This window comes from Pseudomonas sp. SCPG-7 (assembly GCF_002156405.1).
In the GTDB taxonomy this organism is placed as follows: Bacteria; Pseudomonadota; Gammaproteobacteria; order Pseudomonadales; family Pseudomonadaceae; genus Aquipseudomonas; species Aquipseudomonas parakoreensis.
This window is the reverse complement of sequence record NZ_MVOO01000004.1, coordinates 417214-437815: the sequence shown is the minus strand read 5'-3', so window position 1 is coordinate 437815 and position 20602 is coordinate 417214. Positions and strand designations below refer to the sequence as shown.

General features: G+C 62.3%; 16 protein-coding genes. 12 read left to right on the top strand and 4 right to left on the bottom strand.

Going from position 1 to position 20602, the window contains the following annotated elements; genetic code table 11:
• Nucleotides 1–3: 3 nt before the first annotated feature.
• Nucleotides 4–972, bottom strand: a complete 969-nt coding sequence (gene gmd, locus B1722_RS11380) for a GDP-mannose 4,6-dehydratase (RefSeq protein ID WP_041073800.1) — start codon at nt 970–972, stop codon at nt 4–6.
• The gene (locus B1722_RS11375) at nt 969–1883 is read right to left on the bottom strand and encodes a GDP-mannose 4,6-dehydratase (protein WP_086792537.1); all 915 of its coding nucleotides are present in this window, start codon (nt 1881–1883) and stop codon (nt 969–971) included. The genes gmd and B1722_RS11375 overlap by 4 nt, the downstream gene beginning before the upstream one ends.
• A gap of 427 nt (nt 1884–2310) precedes the next feature.
• Between B1722_RS11375 and B1722_RS11370 the strand changes: the two genes are divergently transcribed.
• From B1722_RS11370 to B1722_RS11340, 7 genes are read left to right on the top strand one after another with little or no spacing between them, the layout of a single operon-like run.
• Entirely contained in the window at nt 2311–3921 is a 1611-nt protein-coding gene (locus B1722_RS11370) for a glycosyltransferase (RefSeq protein WP_086792567.1), read from the top strand.
• The gene (locus B1722_RS11365; RefSeq protein WP_086792535.1) at nt 3915–5219 is read left to right on the top strand and encodes a glycosyltransferase; all 1305 of its coding nucleotides are present in this window, start codon (nt 3915–3917) and stop codon (nt 5217–5219) included. Before B1722_RS11370 ends, B1722_RS11365 begins: the two co-directional genes overlap by 7 nt.
• The gene (locus B1722_RS11360) at nt 5216–6106 is read left to right on the top strand and encodes a bifunctional 2-polyprenyl-6-hydroxyphenol methylase/3-demethylubiquinol 3-O-methyltransferase UbiG (RefSeq protein ID WP_086792533.1); all 891 of its coding nucleotides are present in this window, start codon (nt 5216–5218) and stop codon (nt 6104–6106) included. Before B1722_RS11365 ends, B1722_RS11360 begins: the two co-directional genes overlap by 4 nt.
• Entirely contained in the window at nt 6103–7257 is a 1155-nt protein-coding gene (locus B1722_RS11355; protein WP_041073808.1) for an acyltransferase, read from the top strand. Before B1722_RS11360 ends, B1722_RS11355 begins: the two co-directional genes overlap by 4 nt.
• Nucleotides 7251–8078: a class I SAM-dependent methyltransferase gene (locus B1722_RS11350; protein WP_086792531.1), complete on the top strand. Its 828-nt coding sequence runs from the start codon at nt 7251–7253 to the stop codon at nt 8076–8078. The genes B1722_RS11355 and B1722_RS11350 overlap by 7 nt, the downstream gene beginning before the upstream one ends.
• 60 nt (nt 8079–8138) lie before the next feature.
• Complete coding sequence (locus tag B1722_RS11345) at nt 8139–9329, top strand: DUF3142 domain-containing protein (RefSeq protein WP_086792529.1); 1191 nt, start codon at nt 8139–8141, stop codon at nt 9327–9329.
• Entirely contained in the window at nt 9316–11448 is a 2133-nt protein-coding gene (locus tag B1722_RS11340; RefSeq protein WP_086792527.1) for a hypothetical protein, read from the top strand. The genes B1722_RS11345 and B1722_RS11340 overlap by 14 nt, the downstream gene beginning before the upstream one ends.
• Here B1722_RS11340 and B1722_RS11335 read toward each other — a convergent pair.
• Nucleotides 11445–12074 (bottom strand): LysE family translocator, encoded by a 630-nt coding sequence (locus B1722_RS11335; protein ID WP_086792525.1) that lies wholly within the window; start codon nt 12072–12074, stop codon nt 11445–11447. The genes B1722_RS11340 and B1722_RS11335 overlap by 4 nt on opposite strands.
• A gap of 144 nt (nt 12075–12218) precedes the next feature.
• Here B1722_RS11335 and B1722_RS11330 point away from each other — a divergent pair, with 144 nt between their 5' ends.
• The gene (locus B1722_RS11330; RefSeq protein WP_041073817.1) at nt 12219–12692 is read left to right on the top strand and encodes an Lrp/AsnC family transcriptional regulator; all 474 of its coding nucleotides are present in this window, start codon (nt 12219–12221) and stop codon (nt 12690–12692) included.
• Between the two features lie 157 nt (nt 12693–12849).
• Here B1722_RS11330 and lpdA read toward each other — a convergent pair whose 3' ends face one another.
• Nucleotides 12850–14250 (bottom strand): dihydrolipoyl dehydrogenase, encoded by a 1401-nt coding sequence (lpdA, locus tag B1722_RS11325; RefSeq protein ID WP_041073819.1) that lies wholly within the window; start codon nt 14248–14250, stop codon nt 12850–12852.
• Between the two features lie 210 nt (nt 14251–14460).
• Here lpdA and hflK (B1722_RS11320) point away from each other — a divergent pair, with 210 nt between their 5' ends.
• From hflK (B1722_RS11320) to B1722_RS11305, 4 genes are read left to right on the top strand one after another with little or no spacing between them, the layout of a single operon-like run.
• Nucleotides 14461–16422 carry a protease modulator HflK gene (hflK, locus tag B1722_RS11320; protein WP_086792566.1) on the top strand — a complete coding sequence of 654 codons (1962 nt, stop codon included), beginning with the start codon at nt 14461–14463 and terminating at the stop codon, nt 16420–16422.
• On the top strand, nt 16419–17465 hold the full coding sequence (gene hflC, locus B1722_RS11315; protein WP_041073820.1) for a protease modulator HflC: 1047 nt from the start codon (nt 16419–16421) through the stop codon (nt 17463–17465). The genes hflK (B1722_RS11320) and hflC overlap by 4 nt, the downstream gene beginning before the upstream one ends.
• Nucleotides 17462–18523 carry a protease modulator HflK gene (hflK, locus tag B1722_RS11310; protein ID WP_041073822.1) on the top strand — a complete coding sequence of 354 codons (1062 nt, stop codon included), beginning with the start codon at nt 17462–17464 and terminating at the stop codon, nt 18521–18523. Before hflC ends, hflK (B1722_RS11310) begins: the two co-directional genes overlap by 4 nt.
• Complete coding sequence (locus tag B1722_RS11305) at nt 18520–20427, top strand: heavy metal translocating P-type ATPase (protein WP_086792523.1); 1908 nt, start codon at nt 18520–18522, stop codon at nt 20425–20427. The genes hflK (B1722_RS11310) and B1722_RS11305 overlap by 4 nt, the downstream gene beginning before the upstream one ends.
• Nucleotides 20428–20602: the final 175 nt, after the last annotated feature.

Here is a 20602-nt window from a genome sequence, read left to right as displayed (position 1 = left end):
GGCCTACTCCTTGGCGACGCGTTTCATGTCCGCATCCATCATCATGCGGATCAGGGTGTCGAGGTCGGTTTTCGGTTTCCAGCCCAGCACGCGCTGCGCCTTGGCCGGGTTGCCAAGCAGCACTTCGACTTCGGCGGGGCGGAAGAACGCCGGGTCGATCTTCACGTAATCGCGGTAGTTCAAACCGACGTGATCGAAAGCGATGCGGCACATCTCGCGCACGGTGGTGGTGATGCCGGTGGCGACCACGAAATCGTCAGGTTTGTCCTGCTGCAGCATCAGCCACATGGCTTCGACGTAGTCACCGGCAAAGCCCCAGTCGCGTTTGGCGTCGATGTTGCCCAGGGCCAGTTCCTGCTGCTTGCCCTGTTTGATGCGGGCAGCGGCGTCGGTCACCTTGCGGGTGACGAATTCAATGCCGCGCAGCGGCGATTCATGGTTGAACAGGATGCCGCTGCTGGCGTGCAGGTCGAAACTTTCACGGTAGTTGACGGTGATCCAGTGGCCGTAGAGTTTGGCTACACCATAGGGGCTGCGCGGGTAGAACGGCGTGTTCTCGTCCTGCTGCTCAGCCTGGATCAGACCGAACATTTCGCTGGTCGAGGCCTGATAGAAACGTGTGTGCGGGCTGAACTGGCGGATCGCCTCGAGCAGGTGGGTCACGCCCAGGCCATCGACGATGCCGGTGGTCACCGGTTGATTCCAGGACGCGGCGACAAAGCTTTGCGCGGCCAGGTTGTAGACCTCGTCCGGCGCCGACTTGATCACCGCGCGCTGCACCGAGCAGGCATCGGCCATGTCACCGTCAAGGTAGACGATGTCGCTTTCGACGCCCATCTCGCGCAGGCGCCAGCGTGAATCGCTGCTGCGCCGTGCGACCAGACCGTGAACTTTGTAGCCCTTGTCGAGCAGCAGTCTGGCCAGATAAGCGCCGTCCTGGCCGGTGATCCCTGTGATCAGTGCACTTTTCATTCTTGTCGTACTCGCTGCTCCCAGTCGGACAGGATCGCCCGCAGGGATTGTTGTGTTGTAATTTTCGGCGCCCATCCCGTGACTTGGGCAAGCCTTGCATGACTGCCGCAAACGCGACGCTGATCCGCGCGGCGCATGCGCGCCGGATCCTGGACCAGTTGCAGGTCGACCTCGGCAAGGTCGGCCATTTGCTCGATCAAACTGCGGATGCTTTGCTCGCGGCCCGAGCAGATGTTGTAGACCTGCCCCGGCGTGTCTTTTTCCAGCAAGGCGAAATACGCCGCGATCACATCGCCGACATCGAGGAAATCGCGCGTGACGTCGATGTCGCCGACCTCCAGTTGCGCGGCTTGCAGGCCTTGTTTGATGCGGTTGATCTGGCGTGCTGCACTGGCGATGACAAAGTTGTCTTTCTGCCCGCTGCCGATGTGATTGAACGGCCGCGCCACCAGCACCGGCCAGCCTTCGCTCAGGCCCCACTGCAGGCTGAGAAACTCTGCCGACAGTTTGCTCACCGCGTACGGATTGCGCGGGCAGGGCGGTTGCAGTTCGGTAATGGGCAGGGCGCTCTCGTCGACTTGTCCATAGACGTCGCCGGAACTGACATACAGGAACGTCCCGCGAAAGCCACGGGCCTTGAGGGCCTGCAACAGATTGAGGGTACCGAGCAGATTGATTTCGAGCGTTCGGCCCGGGTCACGGAAAGCTTCGGGAACGAAGGTCTGACCGGCCAGGTGAATCACCGCGTCGGGCAATTGTGGCCACAGATCGGTGAGGCTGGTCGCAGCCGTGAGATCGTAGGGCGCCGCCGCAGACAGCAGTTCCCACGTCGAGCCAGGCTGTTCCAGATGCGACTGGAGATGTTGTCCCACGAACCCACTGAGGCCCGTGATGAACAGACGTTTTTTCAAACACTGACCCCTTGGTCTTTAACATTCGCCACTTTCCCATAGGCTTTGGGGGAGGAGTCGTCAGGCCGGATAAAAAAGTCTGACAGGACAATCGGCGAAGTCATTGTTGTAGTTATTTGTTACCAATCTGTGCCAAATGCTCGGCAATTTCAACACCGCAAACCGTGACCGGTCAGTTCTCGTCAGCGTAGCCCTATTTATTCTTGTCGGGCGGTTCCCGGATTCGCAAAGGATGTGTTTAGAATGGCCCTCGTCGCCATCTCCCCGGATTCGCCGGGGATGTTGCGCAACAGGGTGAAACCAGCCAATAAAACAAGAACGAAGACGAGCTCAGGACGAAGGACGAGCAGCGGTGATCCCGACTCGATTCAGCGCCTGGCCGTCATAGCGTGAAACTGCCGGGATGGTGGTGTCACCGTGGGATGCCATGAATTTCATTCTTTACTCGGACGTCAATGACCGCTCCATCAGCCAGAGTCTGGGGCGTCCGGAATACAGCTATTACTTCGTGCTCAAGGCCTACCGTCCTGTGCTGGAAAGCCTTGGACAGGTGCACGTCGTGTCGTCGGCGGCCGAAGTCGACCCGTTGTATCGGCAGTTGCAACTGGCCGGTCAGGACTGCCTTTTTCTTTCGTTTGCGCCGCCGCATAAGACCCCGACCGACCTGCAATGCCCCGTGGTCTGCGTGATCGCGTGGGAGTACGACTCGATCCCGGATGACCCTCGCGATGACGATACGCGGCACGACTGGAGCCGGCTGCTGGCCAGCCATGGTCGGGCGATCACGCTGTCCAGTCACACCGCGCAAGCCATTCGCCGGACCATGGGCGAAGATTTCCCGGTCCTGGTATTGCCGACACCGTTGTGGGAAGGCTTCGCCGGGGTGCGCCGGCAGTTCCCGCCTGCTGCGGTGAACCCGGGCGCGGTGTTGCAGATCAAGGGCTGCATCATCGACAGCCGCACGCTCGGTTTGTCCGCCGATGGGCTGATCGCACCCGCCGTCGATGTGCAGGAGCCGCAGCCCGACGCGGTGGTTACGCCCGAAGCCGCGCCATTACCGCCACTGACCTTGCGCCGACGTGCGTTCATCACCAAACACTACCTGCGCGAAAGTTATCGCGCCGCCGCGACCCCGACTGACCACGGGCCGCTGTTTTTGCTCAAGCACAATCTGTTGCTGTGGTATCGCGAAGCCGTTCGCGACTTGTTGCCACTCGCCTTGCGCCGCCAGCTCTTCCGGTTGCGTACCCCGGCCCCCGAGCCATTGCCGCCGGCCGTCATCGTCGAAACACCGCCGGTGGTCGAGCATCCGCAGGCCAGCCTGCCCGACACCACGGTCACCGTGCAGACCGAGGTCAGCGGTGTGGTCTATGTGAGCGTGTTCAACCCCGAAGACGGACGCAAGAACTGGCATCACCTGATCACGGCGTTCTGCTGGGCCATGCGCGATGTCGAAGATGCCACGCTGGTGCTGAAGATGACGCAGAACGATCTGGCGACTTATTACGTGCACCTGATCACCTTGTTGTCGCAGCTGTCGCCCTTCGCCTGCCGGGTGGTGGTCATGCACGGCTACCTGGAAGACGAAGAATTCGCCAGGCTGTACGGTGCTGCCAGTTTCTACGTCAACGCGTCCCGCTGCGAAGGTTTGTGCCTGCCACTGATGGAATTCATGTCCTGCGCTCGTCCGGTGATCGCACCGGACCACACGGCAATGCACGACTATATCGACGAGCGCGTCGGCTTCATCGTCAAGTCCAGCCGTGAGCCGACGATCTGGCCGGATGACGTGCGGATCCTCTACCGCACCCTGCGCCATCGTCCGGATTGGGGCTCGTTGAAAACCGCCTACGAAAACAGTTACGCCATGGCCAAAAACGATCCGGTGGCTTATCAGGCCATGGCCCTGGCGGCCAATGAGCGCATGCGCGATTACTGCAGTTTTGCCCCGGTGCAGCAGCGTCTGGCGCAGTTTTTTCAACTGACGCCGAGTGCAAGCCCACAGCTGATCGCCGAGGCGGGGACTGCATCATGCTGATCATCATTCATTCGGAAACCAACAAGAGCAACATCCAGCAGAACCTCGGCCGGCCCGAGTACAGCTATTACTTCGTGCTCAAGGAATTCCGCCCGGTGCTGGAACGCCTTGGGCAAGTGATTGAAGTGAGCAACCCGGACGAACTGGTTGATCGCCTGTACTTCGATTGTCTGAGCCGTGGCGAAGCGTGCGTGTTTCTGTCGTTCTCGCCGCCGCATCGCACACCGATTCATTACGCCTGCCCGACCATCCCGGTATTTGCCTGGGAATTCAGCACTATCCCCACCGAGAGCTGGCACGGCGAGCCACGTCACGACTGGCGCGTGGTATTGAACGCCTGCGGCATGGCGATTACCCATTCGAGTTTCACGGTGAACGCGGTCTGCGACGTGATGGGCGCGGACTATCCGATCTGCGCCATACCCGCGCCTGTCTGGGACCGTTTTGCCGCACGCGGTGCGCAGTTGCGCAAGCAGCCTGTGGTCGAAGCGGTGCAGTTGAAGTTGCGTGGCCTGTTGCTCGACAGCCGCACGGTGGATCTGCGCGCGTACGGTCCGCCGGGGTTGTGCGAAGGCACGCCAATGTCGTTTGCCGGGCCGCCGCAGGACTGCCAGCTGCAACTGGACGGCGTGGTCTACACCTCGGTGTTCAACCCGTACGACGGGCGCAAGAACTGGCAGGACATGATCAGTGCCTTCTGCACCACGTTCCGTGACGTCGCCGATGCCACCCTGGTGCTGAAACTCACGCACCATGACATCGCCAATGCCCTGAATGACATGCTGCATCACCTGTACAAGAACCAGTCCTACCAGTGCCGGATCGTGCTGATCCACGGTTATCTGGCGGACGCCGACTACGAAGCGCTGGTGCAGGCCACCAGCTATGTGGTCAACAGCTCCTATGGCGAAGGGCAGTGCCTGCCGCTGATGGAGTTCATGTCCTGCGGCAAACCGGCGATCGCCCCGCTGAACACGGCGATGGCCGACTACGTCGACAGCGACAACGCGTTCATCGTTGATTCCACCGACGAGCTTACGGCATGGCCCCACGACCCACGCGCGGCTTACCGTACCTTGCGCTACATGACCGATTGGGACTCGTTGTGCGCTGCGTACCGCGACAGTTATGAGGTGGCAAAAAACGACGTTGAACGCTATGCGCGAATGTCCGGGCATGCCGTTCACAACCTGCAGAAGTTCTGCAGTCAGGCGAGTGCAGAAGAACGCCTGCGGAGGTTTTTTGCGCAGCGCGCGCAGGTCCTCAAGCCGTTGTCCGTGGAAGCCTCGGGCGCATGATCCGGCGTCTGCTCGCACGCTTGCTCCCGGCTCCGTCGCCTGCTGCTCCTGCACCTGAACCCGGCGCGCAGGTCTCGCCACGGGATGTGGGGTTGCATGACGCGATTCTTGATGGCTGGTTTTTGCCGGGCAGCGGCGAGTTGATCAAGGGCTTCGCGATCACGGCTGACGACACCTTGCTCGACGTCGGTTGCGGTGAGGGCGTGGCGACGCTGTTCGCTGTGCGGCAGGGCGCCTCGGTAATTTTCACCGACAGCGAACATGACAAGGTTCGCGATCTGGCCCGGCAGGTTGAGGCGCAGAGCACCAAGCCGAATCTGGGGCTGGTCAGCAACAGCCTGCCATTGCCGCTGGCCGCTGGTTGCGCGAGCAAAGTGGTGTGCATGGAAGTGCTGGAGCACATCGATCAGCCGGAACCGTTCATGGCCGAACTGGTGCGCATGGGCCGCCCCGGTGCGCAGTATCTGCTGAGCGTGCCGGCGCCGGTGGGCGAGCACCTGCAACAAGGCATCGCCCCGGCCAGTTATTACCAGACGCCCAACCATGTGCAGATTTTCACCGAGCAGCGCTTTGCCGAACTGGTGGAGAACGCCGGGCTGGTGATCGAGCATCGGCAGGCCAGCGGCTTCTTCTGGGTGATGGGCATGATCTTCTTCTGGGCCAGCGAACGCGCTGCCGGCCGGGACCTCGGTGGCGCGGTACGCGACCGGATTCAGGCGCCGTATCCGCCGCTGATGGAAAGCTGGGCACGGACCTGGCAAGACCTGCTGGCGCAGCCCGACGGTTTGGCGATCAAGCAGATGCTCGACCGCTTCATGCCCAAGAGCCAGGTGATCATTGCCCGCAAACCGCTGGCTGGCGAAACCTGCACCGGGGGCCAGCCATGAGCACCAGGCGGATCATGGACATCGAGGTGCTGCGTGCGATTGCGGTGCTCGGCGTGCTGTTCCATCACTTGCAGGGCAGCCTGTTCACCGACACCGTGCCGCTGCTGGAAAAAATCCACGCCTGGGCGCAACCGTGGTGGGGCGTCGATCTGTTTTTCGCGATCTCAGGCTTCGTCATCGCGCGCAGCCTGATCCCCGCGCTGCAAGGCTGCACCACGCGTCAGGAGTGCTGGCAGCAGACGCGCAATTTCTGGCTGCGCCGGGTGTTTCGCCTGTTGCCGTCGGCCTGGTTGTGGCTGGCGCTGATCCTGCTGGCATGTGTGTTTCTCAACCGCTCCGGGGCCTTTGGCAGCTTGCACGCCAACCTGCAGGCGACGCTGGCGGGGGTGTTGCAGTACGCCAATTTCCGATTTGCCGACAGCTTTTTTCATTACGAATACGGCAGCAGTTTTGTCTACTGGAGCCTGGCGCTGGAGGAGCAGTTCTACCTGCTGTTCCCGCTGCTGATTGTGCTGTGCCGCAAGCATCTGGTCTGGGCCTTGCTGGCGCTGGTGGCGGTGCAACTGTTCACCCTGCGCACGCCGTTGCTGATGGTGGTGCGCACTGATGCCCTGGCGCTCGGCGTGCTGCTGGCGCTGTGGAGCGCGCAACCTTCCTGGCAGCGCTGGCAGCCGACGTTTCTGCGGCGGCCGTGGGTCGGGGTATCAGTGCTGATCGGCGTGGCACTGCTGATGAGTTTCATGGCCACCGACCGTTTCACCTTCGCGCCTTACCGCATCGGCTCGATTGCCGTGCTCGGCGCGCTGCTGGTGTGGATCGCTTCGTACAACCGCGATTACCTGCTGCCGGCGGGCCATTTGCAGCGGCTGATGGGGTGGATCGGCAGTCGTTCCTACGGCATTTACCTGATTCATATCCCGGCCTATCTGCTGGTGCGGGAGCTGATTTTCCGGCTGCAGGCTGCCGGTTTGCCGAGCCCGGCCGGGCACCCGATGCTGACTGTGCTGATCGCCTTAGGCCTGATCGTGCTGCTCAGCGAGCTGAACTACCGCTTCATCGAAATGCCGATGCGCAATCGCGGTGCCGCCCTGGTACGGCGCCTCGACACGTCCCGAACTGCCGTTTCAACCCCCGGAGCCACCTCATGCTGAGCCTATTGAAAAAACTCACGGCGGCGACGCCTGCACCGGTCCCCGCGCAACCTGTCGCCCCGGTGGCGGACAAGGTCGATCCGTACATGCTCGGCCTCTACGATGCCAAGCTCAGCGGCTGGTTCAACCAGGAGACCGGCGAGCTGTTCAAGGGCTTCCCGGTGACCGCCGATGACACCTTGCTCGATGTCGGCTGTGGTGACGGCGGCAACGTGCATTTTTGCGGCATGCGCGGGGCGAAGATCATCATCGCCGACATCGACGGCGCCAAGGTCGAGGCCACCCGCCAACGCCTGAGCGATACCCCGGCGCGCAGCGTCGAGTGCCATGTCACCGACTGTAATCCGTTGCCGATCGCCGACGGCACCGCTACCCGAGTGGTCTCCACCGAAGTCATCGAGCACGTCGACGACCCGGCGCAGTTTCTCGCCGAGCTGGTGCGGGTCGGCCAGTCGGGTGCGCTGTACCTGCTGAGCGTGCCGCACCCAAGCTCGGAAGATTTGCAGAAGGACATTGCGGCGCCGGAGTATTTCCAGAAGCCCAACCACATTCGCATCATCAGCGAAGCGCAGTTCAAGACGCTGGTCAGCGACGCCGGGCTGGAGATCATCAGCCACAGCCAGTACGGTTTTTACTGGTCGATGTGGATGCTGTTGTTCTGGGAAGCCAAGGTCGATTTCAGCAACCCGGATCACCCGTTGCTCGAGCATTGGGCCAACACCTGGCAAGCGGTGCTCGATTCGCCCCGTGGTGCGCAGATCAAGCAGGCGCTGGACGCGGTCGTGGCGAAGAGTCAGGTGATCATTGCCCGCAAGCCTTGAGTCGCTCCTCCAGGGATTTGTGTACCCTGCATTTTTGTATCGGCAGGGAATAAACATTTCATGCGGTTCGGCTTTTCGATTTTGATCGCGGCAACGCTGCTGCTCGCGGCTTGCGAGCGGCAGGATGCCCCCGCCCTCGATCAACAACTTTATATCTGGCAACGTCAATGGACGCCGGCCCATGACGCCGCCCTGCGCGAAAGCCGCGAGAGCTTCTCGACACTGCGCGTGCTGGCCTTGCAGGCATTCCCCAATGACGGCTGGCATCGGGCGCAAATCGATGCGCCGTTGCTCAAGCGCGATGGCCGACCGCTGATTGCGGTGGTTCGTCTCGACGGTCAGCTCAAGGCGCTCGATCAGCAACAGGTGAGCGCACAGATCCTTCAGATGCTGGCTGACTGGCAAGCGCAGGGCCTGACGGTAAGCGGGGTCGAGATCGATCACGACGCCGGTAATGCGCGTTTGCTGGCGTACAGCGAATTTCTCGTGCATCTGCGTGGCGCATTGCCGGCCAACTTGCCGCTGAGCATCACTGCGTTGCCGGCGTGGCTCGACAGTTCGCAACTGCCGGCACTGCTGGCCAGCGTCGACAGCAGTGTGCTGCAGGTGCACGCGGTCAGCGATCCGCGTCGTGGTCTGTTCGACCCCGAGCAGGCGCGGCGCTGGGCCAAGGCCTGGGGGCGAGTGAGCGACAAACCGTTTTATCTGGCGCTGCCGGCCTACGGCGTGGCGCTGTTGCCGGATGCCGATGGCGTTCCGGTGGTGGAAAGTGAACTGCCACTCGAGCGCGGCGGCCAGCGGCGCGAATTGCTCGCCGATCCGCAACAACTGAGCCGACTGGCCACTGACATGCGCGAGGATCGCCCGGAACATCTGGCCGGGTTGATCTGGTTTCGTCTGCCGCTGGCCAATGATCGTCGCGCCTGGAGCCTCAGTACGCTGCGCGCTGTGGCCCGTGGCGATACGTTGAGCAGCCGGCTCGGTCTGACGTTCAGCGACCACGATGGCCTGCAGGACATCGCCCTGCGCAATGTCGGTAACCTCGACAGTGCCTGGCCCACGCGCATCACCGTCAAGGCCAGCGCTTGCGAGGGCGCCGATGCGCTCGCCGGTTACGCGTTGCAACAAAGCGCGGATCTGCTTACCTTCACCCGCCTGCGCGACGGTCGTCTGCCGGCGGGCGGACAACGCGCCATTGGTTGGGCGCGCTGTGCATTTATTGATCAAGGAGGTTCGCATGTTGACCCGTAACTGGCCCCGTCATCTGCTCTGCCTGAGCCTCAGCCTGCCGCTGGGTTCGGCGCTGGCCTGCGGCCCGGACTTTCCGATGCGCCTGCTCGACAATCGTGGGCAAAGCCTGGCCGAACTGCCGGAGGGCAACTTCAACTTCGAGATCAGCCGCCTCGGCAAAACCATTGCCGGGCTGAAGAACGTCACCGCCGCGAAGCACAATCCCGACGACATGTACGGTGACGAAAGCGAGCCTGCGGCGCTTCGCGAAAAAGCCGAACAGGTGGGTCTGAGCGCCGAGCAACAAGCACTGGTCAAGCAACTGCGCGGCCTGACCGACGCGCGTCAGGTCGAGGCGCAGGGCGCCAGCCTGCCGGAGGAAATCCGCTTGTACGTGGCCGGCGCGGTGGCGTTTGCCACTGGCGATCATCCGCTGGCGATCGAATACTTCAACAAAGTGCTGGCGCTGCCGGCCGATCAGCGTCCGCTGCGCAGCACTTGGGCGGCTTACTCCCTGGGCCGCGCCTGGTTTGCCATGAGTGCCGAGGCGGGCGATGTCATTGAAGTGCTGGAGGACGCACGCGCAGCCTTTCGTCAGGCCCGCCAATTGAGCATCGATGGCTTCAGCGATCCGCTGGAACTCGGTGTCGCCAGTCTCGGTGAGGAGGCGCGAGTGCTGCGCAACGCCGGTGACTGGAACGGCGCCATCGAACTGTACGAAGCGCAGAACCTGCACGGCTCGGCCGTGGGTTATACCTCGCTGAAACAACTGATGAATGAGCTGGCCGAACTGCCCGAGCCGCAACTGGCCAAGTTGCTGGAGCGCAAGGCTGTGCAGCAATTGGTTACCGCCTCGTTGATCAGCCGGATGGGCTGGTCGTTCGACGAACAACCGCCGAACGAGAAGAAGCTGATCAAACTGCTGCAGGACAGCACCCGTGGCAGCCTGGAAAACGCCGATCGACTGGCGGCCATGAACTATCAACAAGGTGATTACGCCAGCGCCAAAGCCTTCCTTGAAAACGCCGGTGACGGCGGACTGGCGTGGTGGTTGCGGGCCAAGCTGGCGGTGCGTGACGGTGATAAAAATGCCGCGGCTGCCGCCTATGCCAAAGCTGCGCAGGCTTTCCCGCAGAGCGAGGATTGGGGCTACCGGCGCACCCCGGACTGGGACTTTGAAACCGTCCAGCCGAAATGCCGGGTCGAAGGCGAGAGCGCGATTCTCGCGCTGCAACGTGGCGAATACCTGCAAGCGTTCGTGCAGTTGTATCGCAGCAACAGCATCTACTGGTTCGACGCGGCGACGGTGGCCGAGCGCGTGCTGACGGTCGATGAGCTCAAGCGCTATGTCGATGACAACGTCCCGGCGCCGCCGGCGCTGACCCAGCAGCAGCGCGACAACTATGTGCCGCTGCCGGTCGCCGCAAGCCTGCGCAATCTGCTGGGACGGCGCTTGCTGCGTGAAGGGCATTACGAAGAAGCGGTCGGCTATTTCGACAATCCCGACCTGCAGCACAAGGCCCGGCTCTACGGCGAACAACGGATGAAGGCCGACGCTGCGTGGTGGCCGACCAAACGCGCCAGCGCCTTGTACAACGCGGCGTGGACCGCGCGTGAATGGGGCATGGACATTCTCGGTTACGAGATGGCGCCGGATTACGCCACGTTTGGCGGCAATTACAGTCTGGAAAGCACCGAGCTGAAAGTCGGGCCGCTGGTGGCCGAGGCTGAAGTCCAGCGCCAGAAGGCCAGTGAAGCGCAGCCGGATGAGCGTTATCACTACCGTTTTGTCGCCACCGCGCTGGCCAGCCGGGCCGCCGATAATTTGCCGCACACCAGTCAGGCGTTTGCTGCGGTGTTGTGCAATGCCGCCGGTTTCAACAGCAGCCTTGAAGAGCAGAGCGCGTTGTATCGACGCTACGTCAACGAAGGGCCATACGTGCCTTGGGCGGTGGACTTCGGCAATCAATGCCCGTACCCGGATTTCGAAAACGCCGACAAGCGTTACGTCACCCAGGTTACCGACGCCACACGCAAAACGTTGCGTCCGTACAAATGGCCGGTGGTCGGTGTCCTGGTGCTGTTCAGTGCGGGCGCGTTGTTGTTGCTCAGTCGTCGGCGCAAGGCGCGCAAGCTCTAAGCCTGCTGGATAAACGTCAGGCGTACGGCGAAGCCGATCAGCAGGCTGCCGAACAGCCATTGCTGAACGCGTTGGGCGGTTGGACTGTGTTGCAGCCAACGTCCCAGCGCCGCGCCGGTCAGGGCATAGGCACTGTCGAACAGCAGCCCGATGCCCACCAGCAACCCGCCGAGGGTGGCAAACTGGGTCAGCACTGCTGCGCCCTCATTGACGATGAATTGTGGCAACAGCACCGAGCAGAACAGCAAAGCCTTGGGATTGAGCAGATTGGTCAGCAGGCCACGGCGAATCGCCTCGCGCCATTGTCCTTGGGTGTCAGTCACGGCAGCCGTATTCAGGTTCGGCAGCAAGCTGCTGCGCAAGCATTGAATGCCGATCCACAGCATGTACGCCGCACCAGCCAGGCGCACCAGATCAAACGTCCATGGCGCCGCCTTGAACAGCGCGGCCAGCCCCAGCGCCGCCAATGCCACGTGACAGCCCCGGGCGATCGCCAGGCCAACGGCGGTTGCCAGCGCCGCACCGCGACCCTGGCGGGCACCGGTTTGCAGCAACAGAATCATGTCCGGGCCGGGCAACAGGAAGACCACCGCCAATGCCAGAAAAAACAGCCAGAAACTCGTCATGTCGCAGCCCTTTCGTTATCGATTCGGTGAGCAAAGTCTATGGCGCAAGGGCGGGGCAGGTGCTTGCGAAGTCAGCTTCAAAAAGCCACAGGATTGGCATAACCTGCTTTCTTTTTGCGCCTTGACCAGCAGGATCTGCCAAACATGAAACTCGACGCTTTTGATCGCAAGATTCTCGCTGCCTTGCAGCGCAACGGACGGCTGAGCAATGTCGAGCTGGCGGACGAGATCGGCCTGTCGGCGTCACCTTGCTTGCGCCGGGTGCGGATGCTGGAGGAGGCCGGGGTGATTCGTGGCTACCAGGCCAACCTCGATCGCGATGAAGTGGGACTGGGGCTGACGGTGTTTGTCGGGGTCAAGGTCGAGCGCCACAACGATGAGCAGGCCGAAGCCTTTTACGCGGCAGTCACCGCCCTGCCGGAGGTGATCTCGGCGTTTCTGGTGTCCGGGGAATCGGACTTTCTGTTGCAAGTGGTGGTGCCGGACCTGCGCGCGTATGACCGCTTTCTCAGCGGCTGCCTGCTGAAGCTGCCGGGGGTGAGTGACATTCGCAGCAACTTTGCAATTCACACGGTGAAGACGCCGGGGGCGTTGCCGTTGGGGCATCTGCCGCGGTAGAGCGGGTTGCTCCCACATTCGACCGCAGTCCTCCAGCAGGAACACGGTCAACTGTGGGAGCTGGCTTGCCAGCGATAGCGGTGTGTCAGCGACCGCAACGGTTACAGGACTGACGCCATCGCTGGCAAGCCAGCTCCCACAGGGTTTGGGTGACCACCTACATCTGCGTCGCCATCCCCTCGACATTCATCGCCGCCTGACGCAGCGCCTCGGAGCGAGTCGGGTGCGGATGGCAGGTCAGCGCGATGTCTTCGGCCGAGGCGCTGAACTCCATGGCCACGCAATATTCACCAATCATTTCGCTGACGCTCGGGCCGACCAGGTGCACACCGAGGATTTCGTCCGTGCGTTCGTCGGCGAGGACTTTGGCAAAGCCTTCGGTTTCGTGATTGATCTTCGCCCGACTGTTGGCGGTGAACGGGAATTTGCCGACTTTGTAGGCACGTCCTTCGGCCTTCAGTTGCTCTTCGGTCTTGCCGACGCTGGCCAGTTCCGGCCGGGTGTAGATGACGTTGGGAATCAAGTCGTAATTGACCTCGCCGGCCTTGCCGACGATCTGTTCGACGCAGGCCATCGCTTCGTCTTCGGCCTTGTGCGCGAGCATCGGCCCGGACGTTACGTCGCCGATTACCCAGACGCCATTGGCTTCGGTGCGGTGCTGGCGGTTAGCGAGCATGCCACGCTTGTCGGTGCTCAGGCCGACGTTCTCCAGGCCCAGGCCTTTGGTGTACGGGCGCCGGCCGATCGCGACCAGTACGTAGTCGGCTTCCAGTAGCTCGGCGCTGCCGCCCGCTGCAGGTTCGACGCTGAGCTGCACACCGTTGGCCGAGGTCGTGGCACTGGTGACCTTTGAGCTCAATTTGAAGCTGATGCCTTGCTTGCTCAGCGAACGCTGCAGGGTCTTGCCGGCCTCGGCATCGACGCCCGGACAGATGCGGTCGAGGTATTCGACCACGGTCACCTGGGCGCCGAGACGCCGCCAGACCGAGCCCAGCTCCAGGCCGATTACCCCGGCACCGATGACCACCAGATGCTTCGGTACTTCACTCAGCGACAGCGCGCCGGTGGAGTCGAGGATGCGCTGATTGTCGATCTCGACGCCGGGCAGGGGCGTGGGTTCGGAACCGGTGGCGATGATGATGTCCTTGGCGCTCAGCTCGGTCGTGTTGCCCTGATCGTCGGTCACCGTGACTTTGCCCGGACCCTCGATGTGGCCCCAGCCTTTGATCCAGTCGACCTTGTTCTTGCGAAACAGAAACTCGATGCCTTTGGTCAGGCCGCTCACGCTGTCGTCTTTCTGTTTCATCATTTGCGCGAGGTTGAGCGTGGGTTTGACCTCGATGCCGAGGTTGGCGAACTCCGCACCCATGGCCGCGTCGTACAGCTCCGAAGCATGCAGCAAGGCCTTGGACGGCATGCAACCGACGTTCAGGCATGTGCCGCCGAGGGTGGCGCGGCCTTCCACACACGCGGCTTTCAGGCCCAATTGGCCGGCGCGGATCGCCGCGTTATAACCACCGGGGCCGCCGCCCAGAATGACCACGTCGTAGTGACTCATGCTCTTGCTCCTCGTTGGGGATGCGGATCGCTAAAAGTAGTAGGCGATTAAAATTACGAACGTAATATGTGCGTTTCCGGACATTTCGGTCAAGGCTTCAGGCAAGCGACAGGTTGCGCATCTTTAGATAAGCGAATTTGTGTACGAATATTTCACGCTTTTCGTTATATCGTAACGATTGGACCGATGAATCAATGGCTTTGGGGTGATATGCAAGTCGATCTGGATGTCGATGGCACGCAAGTGACCGGGTTGCCGCGCTTTCAACAAGCGGCTGCGCAGGGGCGACGATTGCGCCGCCTGGCCTTCGGCCTCGGCGGATTGGCCGGGGCAGGGTGGGTGCTGGCGTTATTTGTCGAGCTGTTTGCCGCGCAATCGATCTGGCCGGCCTTGCTGGTGAATCTGGGCGCGGCGTTGCTGGTGCTGGTCGCCGGACTGCAGTCGGCGTGGTGGATGACGCAATGGCGCGCACGGGTCATGCACCCCGTGGCGCAGCAACCGCTGAACGAGGTCGAGCAAACCGCTCCTGACGGCTGGTACGAACGGGTGCTGGAGCGATTGAGTCAGCGCGGTCTGCACCTGCTCGGTCAGATTGGCGCGGCCACGTTGTGGCTGGGCGGCTGGTCAGTGCTGATTGTGCTGGCCATCGGGCAGGTGTGGAATCTGACGTTGCCTGCCGCTGCAGTCGGGTTATCGGCCACGGTGGGCGCCGCGCTGATGTTGCTGTTGGGTTTCGGCTTGCTGGTGCTGGAGCGGCAACTGGCTCAGGAAAACCCGGCGCAATGGCCGGAAGCCGGGTCTCTCGCGCAACTTGCGCGGTTGGCGATCATCAGTCTGGTACTGGGGGCGTTGTGCCTGCTGTTCGCCAGCGAGGCTTCGGTGTGGCCCGTGCGCCTTGCGGTATTGATCGGGATCTTGCCGGGATTGATCGCGATCGAGTTGCTATTGCGCGCAGTTCTGTCGGTATTCAGCCCTCGACGCGAGCAGCTGGAACCGACCCTGCTGGCGCGCAGTTTTGTTGCCGATATGCTGCGTTGGCCACCACAGCCGTTACTCGCTTTGCAGCACGAATTGCACAACCGTTTCGGCATCGATTTGCGCCAGATCTGGGCGTTCAGCTATATGCGCCGCGCTTTTCTGCCGGTGCTGGCGCTGGTCGCCGCCGTCGGTTGGCTGCTGACCGGGATCCACGAAATCCCGCTGCAAGGGCGCGGTATCTACGAGCGCTTCGGCAAACCGGTACAAGTCTTTGGCCCTGGCTTGCACGCCGGTTTGCCGTGGCCACTGGGCCGTGTATTGAGCGTCGAGAACGGCGTGGTGCACGAATTGGCAACCAGCGTCGGCGATGCTCCGGCGCCAACCCAGGCTGAGCCTGCCGAAGGCCCGGCGCCGATGACCGCCAACCGCTTGTGGGATGCCAGTCACGTTAACGACAAATCCCAAGTGATCGCCAGCAGCCGTGGCGATCAGCAGAGCTTTCAGATCGTCAACATGGACGTGCGCTTCGTTTATCGCATTGGTCTGAGTGATCAGGATGCTTTGGCCGCGACTTACAACAATGCCGATGTGCCGACGCTGATTCGCAGCACCGCGAGCCGGATTCTGGTGCACGATTTTGCCTCGCGTACCCTCGACGGTCTGCTCGGTGCTGACCGGGTAGGGCTGGGCGAAGAAATCGGTCGCGCGGTGCAAGGCGATCTGCAGAAGCTCAACAGCGGCGTGGAAATTCTCGCCACCGTGGTCGAAGCGATTCACCCGCCAGCCGGCGCCGCCAATGCTTATCACGGTGTGCAAGCGGCACAGATCGGCGCGCAGGCGTTGATCTCCCGTGAGCGCGGCGCTGCGGCTGAAGCCAGTAACCAGGCGTTGTTGCAGGCCAGCCTTGCCCGTGATCAGGCCAGTGCCAGCGCTCGCGAAATCAACGCCACGGCGCAGGCGGCAGACCTGAAGTTCAGCGCTGAACAGAAAGCTTATGCCAGCGCTGGTCAGGCGTTCGTGCTGGAGCAATACCTCAGCCAACTTAGCCACGGTCTGAGCAAAGCCAAACTGTTGGTACTCGACCACCGATTAGGCGGCAGCAGCAATGCGCCGACCATCGACCTGCGTACGTTCACGCTGCCGGCTGATCCGACGCCCGCGCGCACCACCGCTCAACCAGGAGTTGCCCCTTGAGCCAGTCGCACACTCACGATTCCCATGATCACAGCGGCCACGATCACGGCCACGCCGGGCATCACCATCATCATGGGCATCATCACCATCACCACGGTGCACCGGAAGACGCGGGACCGTTCCCTTGGCGGCGGATGGGCTGGGCGCTGTTGCTGGTGGGGTTTGCCATTGCGGCGGCGAGCCTGGTGCAAGTGCGCTCGGGTGAAGCCACGGTCATCACCCGTTTCGGCAATCCTTCACGGGTGCTGCTTGAACCCGGTTTGAGCTGGCGCTGGCCGGCGCCGTTCGAAGCGGCTATCCCGGTGGATCTGCGCCTGCGCACCACCTCCAGCGGTTTGCAGGATGTCGGCACTCGCGACGGTTTGCGCATCATCGTTCAGGCCTACGTGGCGTGGCAGGTGCAGGGCGATCCGGACAACGTGCAGCGTTTCATGCGCGCGGTGCAGAACCAGCCGGACGAAGCGGCGCGGCAGATCCGCACCTTTGTCGGCTCGGCGCTGGAAACCACCGCCAGCAGTTTCGACCTGGCGGATCTGGTGAATACTGATGCCGGCAAAGTGCGTATTGCCGATTTCGAGGCGCAACTGCGTCAGCAGATCGACCAGCAGTTGCTGGCCACTTACGGTGTGCGCGTGGTGCAGGTGGGCATCGAACGCCTGACCTTGCCTTCGGTCACGCTCACCGCCACGGTCGATCGGATGCGCGCCGAGCGTGAAACAATTGCCACCGAACGCACCGCCATCGGCAAGCGGGAAGCTGCACAAATTCGTTCTGCTGCCGAGCGCGATGCGCGAATTGTTCAGGCTGACGCGACAGTTAAAGCCGCAGAAATCGAAGCGCAATCCCGAGTCGAAGCGGCGCAAATTTATGGCCGTGCCTACGCTGGATCGCCGCAGTTGTACAACCTGCTGCGTTCGCTGGACACCCTGGGCACTATCGTCACGCCGGACACCAAGCTGATCCTGCGTACCGACGCCGCGCCATTCCGCGTGCTGGTGGACGGCCCGCCGAATGTCGAAAACAAATCCGGATCGCAGCCATGAGTGATGAAGTTCCACGTGGAACACATTCGCTGAGCAGTCCGTGGATTCAGGCTGGACGTTTGGCGTTTTTTGCCTTGTACGCGGTCACGGTGTTGGCCGCGTTGGCGTGGGCGTTTTCCAATGTGCGGCAGATCGATCCGCAGAATCGCGCCGTGGTTCTGCACTTTGGCGCACTGGAACGCATCCAGAATGCCGGGCTGTTACTGGCCTGGCCACAGCCGTTCGAGCAGGTGGTTTTACTACCGGCAGCGGATCGGGTGATTGAGCGTCGAGTGGAAAACCTGCTGCGCAGCAGTGAAGCGATCAGGGCTGATCGTGTAGCGACTTTCGCTACACCGCTGAGCGATGCACTGGCCGGTTCCGGTTACTTGCTGACGGGGGACGCCGGCGTGGTGCAACTGGATGTGCGGGTGTTTTACAAAGTGACCGACCCTTACGACTTCGTCCTGCAGGGTGATCATGTGCTGCCGGCACTGGATCGGCTGGTCACCCGTAGCGCTGTGGCTTTGACCGCTGCGCGGGATCTAGACACGATTCTGGTTGCCCGACCGGAGTTGATCGGTGCCGATAATCAGGCAGCCGAAAGACGTGAGCGTCTGCGCGGTGATCTGGTGCAAGGCATCAACAAGCGCTTGGCTGAGTTGAAGGCGAGCGGGCAGGGCATCGGCATTGAAGTGGCGCGGGTCGACGTGCAGTCGAGTCTGCCGGACCCTGCGGTCAGCGCTTTTAATGCGGTTCTGACCGCCAGCCAGCAAGCCGACAAAGCCGTCGCCAACGCACGCACCGAAGCAGAAAAACTCACCCAGACCGCCAACGAACAAGCCGACCGCACCCTGCAAGTGGCCCACGCGCAGGCCGGCGAACGGTTGGCAAAAGCCGCTGCAGACACCGCCACGGTACTGAGCTTGGCCAAGGCGCAACAACAGGGTACCGACCCGCAGATGCTCCTGCGGCTGTACCGTGAACGCATGCCGAAGATTCTCGGCCAGGCCGGTTCAGTGACCACGGTCGATCCGAAAGACGATTCCCGCCTGATCATTCAGGGAGCCAGCAAATGACTGCGACCACTGCCGCACCGAGCCTGTTGTCCTCGGCCGAACAGCGCCGCGCCGCACGGCAATTGACCCTGGCGATGCTCGCCCTTGGCTTGCTCGGCCTCGGTCTCCTCTGGCGCTGGCTGTTACCGGAGCAAACCGGTGTCAGTCAGTTGCTGCTGGGTTTCGCTTCTCTATTGGTGGCGGTGCCGGTGATGCGCTCGGCGTGGTACAGCCTGCGCTACCCAAGCCTGCACGGCATCACCGATCAATTGATCGCCCTGGCGATGCTCGGTGCGTGGGCGACCGGCGATCTGCTGACCGCCGCGTTGCTGCCGATCATCATGATCTTCGGCCACGTGCTGGAAGAGCGCAGCGTGATCGGCTCGCAGGAAGCGATTCACGCCCTCGGCCAGTTGACCCGCAGCCACGCGCGCAAGATTCAGACCGATGGCTCGATCATCGAGGTCGATAACGGCACGCTTAAACCTGGCGACACGGTAGAGGTGCGCGCCGGAGATCGGGTGCCAGCGGATGGTCGAGTGTTGTTCGGCCAGGCCAGCCTCGACACAGCGTCGATTACCGGTGAGTCGGTTCCGGTGGAAACGGCGGTAGGCATGACGGTGTTTGGCGGCGCGATCAACCTCGACGGCTTGCTGCGCATCGAGGTGACCCGTACCGGCGATCAATCGACGCTGGGCAAAGTCATTGCGCTGATGCAGAACGCCGAGCGCTCGAAGCCGCCCATCACGCGCCTGCTTGAGCGCTATGCCGGTAGCTACATGGTGCTGGTGTTGCTGCTGGCGGCGGTGACCTGGTTTGTCACCCATGACGCGCAGGCGATGCTCGCGGTGCTGGTGGCGGCATGTCCTTGCGCTTTGGTGCTGTCGGCACCGGCCACGGCGATTGCCGGCGTGGCGGTGGCGGCGCGCCACGGCATTCTGATTCGCAGTTCGGCGTTCCTTGAGGAGTTGGCAGATCTCACTTCACTGGTGGTCGACAAAACCGGCACGCTGACTTACGGCACTTTGCGTTTGCAATCGATCAGCAGCCCACGACTGGATCAGGCCTCGGTAATGGCACTGGCCGCCAGCCTCGGGGCGGCCAGCAGCCACCCGGTCAGCCGCGCGTTGGCTGGGCTGGTCAGTCAGGAACAGAGCCTGCCGCTGACTGATATTCATGAGCGCCAGGGTCTCGGTGTAGTCGCCACGACCGCCCAAGGCGAGGCGGCGTTGGGCCGGCCCGAGTTGTTCGCGCAACTGGGCATCGTCACCACCACCGTTCCCGAGCACGACGGGCCGATTGCCGGATTGGCACTGAACGGCGAATTTGTCGCCTGGCTGTTGCTGGCCGACAGCGTCAAACCGGAAGCCCGCTTTGCCCTCAGCGAATTGCGCGAGCTCGGTCTGGGTCGCCAGTTGCTGCTGACCGGCGACCGCCTGAGTGTCGCGCAGACCCTGGCCCGCGAGGTCGGCCTGCAAGAGCTGGAAGCGCAGGCGCTGCCCGAGGACAAACTCAACCGCGTACTGAAGGAAATCGACAACGGATTTCGGCCGATGGTGGTGGGCGACGGCATCAATGATTCGCTGGCGCTGAAGGCTGGTGTGGTCGGTGTCGCAATGGGCGCGGGCGGCGCTGACATCGCGCTGGCCTCAGCGGATATCGTCTTGATCGGCAGTGATCTGCGCCGCCTCGGTACTTGTGTGCGGCTCAGCCGCCAATGCCGACGAACCTTGCAGGTTAACGTGATCATCGGTCTGGGCTGGACCTTGGCGATTGTCATCTTTGCTGCATTTGGCTGGCTCGGCGCGGCCGGGGCGATGATCGCCGCGCTGCTGCACAACCTCAGCACGTTGCTGGTGTTGGGCAATGCCGGACGGCTGCTGCGGTTTCAGGAGCCATTGCTCAAGCTCAAGGACGGTCATTGAAATGAGTGGCAGCGAACTGTGCGCCGAATAGGCAGTCATCTATGTAGAAGGCGCACACGTCATTGCCGGTTTCCGGGTCGAAAACACGGGTTGCATTCCGGCCTGGTGGCGCGTCTGAAACGATAGTCTCGGCTAATTAAATCGATAGCCTGCTATTTTTCAAGGATGGTCTACC